At 69.6% G+C, this 1,559-nt stretch carries 1 protein-coding gene; it reads right to left on the reverse strand.

What is annotated here, in order from left to right; genetic code table 11:
- Positions 1–80 precede the first annotated feature (80 nt).
- The gene (gene fbaA / locus I6A60_RS40615) at positions 81–1,112 is read right to left on the reverse strand and encodes a class II fructose-bisphosphate aldolase (protein ID WP_203017415.1); all 1,032 of its coding nucleotides are present in this window, start codon (positions 1,110–1,112) and stop codon (positions 81–83) included.
- Positions 1,113–1,559 lie beyond the last annotated feature (447 nt).

Below are 1,559 nucleotides of genomic sequence, written 5' to 3' on the forward strand. Positions count from 1 at the left end.
GGGCCCCCCCTGCGCCGGGCGCCCCGTTTGACGCCGCCGGGGGGGGGGGGGGGGCGCGCCGGCCCGACCTCGGTGCGGGGCTAGCCGATCGCGGTGCCGGCGGAGCGGAGGTCCTGGCATGCCTGGGCCACGCGCTTGGCCATGTTGGCCTCGGCCGACTTGCCCCAGGTGCGCGGGTCGTAGGTCTTCTTGATGCCGACCTCGCCGTCGACCTTCAGCACGCCGTCGTAGTTCTTCAGCATGTGGTCCGCTACCGGACGAGTGAAGGCGTACTGGGCGTCGGTGTCCACGTTCATCTTGACCACGCCGTAGTCGAGCGCCTCGCGGATCTCCGACAGGTCCGACCCGGAACCTCCGTGGAAGACCAGGTCGAACGGCTTCGCGTCGTCGGCGAGGCCGAGCTTGCCGGCCACGTACTGCTGGCCGTCGCGCAGGATCGTCGGGCGCAGCTTGACGTTGCCCGGCTTGTACACGCCGTGCACGTTGCCGAAGGTCGCGGCCATCATGTACCGGCCCTTTTCGCCGGTGCCGAGCAACTCGGCGGTACGCCACATGTCCTCGGGCGTCGTGTAGAGCTTCTCGTCGATCGCGCCGACGACGCCGTCCTCTTCGCCGCCGACGACGCCGATCTCGAGCTCCAGGACGATGTTCGCGGCCTTGCAGTCCGCGAGCAGCTCCTCGGCGAGCTTGAGGTTCTCCTCCAGCGGCACGGCGGAGCCGTCCCACATGTGCGACTGGAACAGCGGGTTGCGCCCCGCCTTGACCCGCTCCCTGGAGATGGCGACCAGGGGGCGCATATAGGTGTCGAGCTTGTCCGCCGGGCAGTGGTCCGTGTGCAGGGCGATCTGTACCGGGTAGGCCTTCGCGACGTGGTGGGCGAACTCGGCCAGCGCCTCGGCGCCCAGCACCATGTTCTTCACCGTCGGGCCGGACAGGTACTCGGCCCCGCCCGTGGACACCTGGACGATGCCGTCGCTGCCGGCGTCCGCGAAGCCACGCAGTGCCGCGTTGAGGGTCTGGGACGACGTGACGTTGATGGCGGGGTAGGCGAAAGCGCCCGCCTTCGCCCGGTCGAGCATCTCGGCGTAGACGTCTGGTGTGGCGATGGGCATCGAAAGCTCCTGTCAAAAGGCGTCGGGCCACCGAGGGGACGAGTGCGGCAGGCACGCCGAGGGCGCGCCGTCCGCCCACCTGGCCGCGACAGGCAGGCGAGGACGGCGTGAACCGGGGCGAGGCCGCGCGCATCGCGGGCAGGTGTTGCGCGAAGGGTATGACGTGCGGGCTGCCCGGGGGAGCCTCTTGCAGCCCACATCGCCGTAACCTGTCGGCCGCACCCAGGCCAGACCCCGTGCTGAGCGTGACGTAACGAAGGTCCCGGCTGCGACTTGGCACTGCCTGGGGTTTTCTGCGTCCTTTATGTCTGGGGTTGGGAGGGCGCGTAGCGCCCGACAGGCGGTTTGGCCCGCGGGCGCTCCGCTGCGTGTGCTGAGCGTGACGTAACGAAGGTCCCGGCTGCGACTTGGCACTGCCTGGGGTTTTCTGCGTCCTTTATGTCTGGG

This window comes from Frankia sp. AgB1.9 (genome assembly GCF_016786355.1).
Taxonomy (GTDB): Bacteria; Actinomycetota; Actinomycetes; order Frankiales; family Frankiaceae; genus Pseudofrankia.